The sequence below is a fragment of the Rhodococcus sp. no. 34 genome, from assembly GCF_054589475.1.
In genome coordinates, this window is the sequence record NZ_BAAILK010000010.1 from 1 (window position 1) to 893 (window position 893).

The following is an 893-nucleotide window of genomic DNA, read 5'->3' on the forward strand; positions in this document are numbered from 1 at the left end:
GTTGTCGCGGATGCGTTTCACCGCGGCGATGTGGATGCGTTGAAAGCGCGGCAGGTGGCGTCGTTTTGTCAGCATCCGCCGAAGAACATGACGCCGGCGGATGTGGACAAGGCCCGGGGGATCTTGCTCGGGTTGGCGTCGCAGAACATTGCTGATTGTGATGCGGTGCGGGCGGCGATTCGGCGGATCGAGAAGCAGTACGGCAAGCGTGAGGACGGCGTTCCGGTGGGTGAGGATTCGGAGCGTAACGAGTTCTACGCCTCGAAAGGCTTGTACGGGCGTGTGTCGGTGAAGGGTGATTTGGATGCTGTAAACGGGGCCCGTCTGATCACGTTGTTGTCGAGCCTGTCGGCGCCGACGCCGGAGAAGGACGGCGTCAAGGACACCCGTACGCCGGCGCTACGACGGGCGGACGGGTTCTGCGAACTACTGCGGCGGTACGAGCGGGCGGGGCTGGGTCCGATCGAGGGCGGGGTGAAACCGCACATCACGGTGACTGCGTCGGCAAAAGACATGACCGACCTCAAAGCGTTGAAGGACCTGCTGCCGTCGACAGAAGAGCTCGGGTTTGCGTGGACGGATTGGGTAGGTCCGATCAGTATCGACACTGCGCGGATGTTGGCCTGCGACTGCACGGTCACCCGGATTTTGTTGGATGAGAACGGGGTTCCGCTCGACTGCGGCAAGGAAGCGCGAACGGCAACGGTGCCGCAGAGGCGGGCGTTGGCGGTGCGTGATGGTGGGTGCGCGTTTCCCGGGTGCGGGACACCGTCGGGGTGGTGCGATGCCCACCATATTGTTCACTGGAACGATGGCGGCCCAACAGATCTCGACAACCTGATCTTGTTGTGCGGTCATCATCATCGGACGATGCACCACACCGAATGGCGGGT

Annotated in this window: 1 protein-coding gene; it reads left to right on the forward strand. The window is 62.7% G+C overall.

Translation table 11 applies throughout. From position 1 onward, the window contains the following. A partial coding sequence (locus ACYP01_RS00770) for an HNH endonuclease signature motif containing protein (RefSeq protein ID WP_459678186.1) occupies positions 1-893 on the forward strand: 893 nt, incomplete at both ends.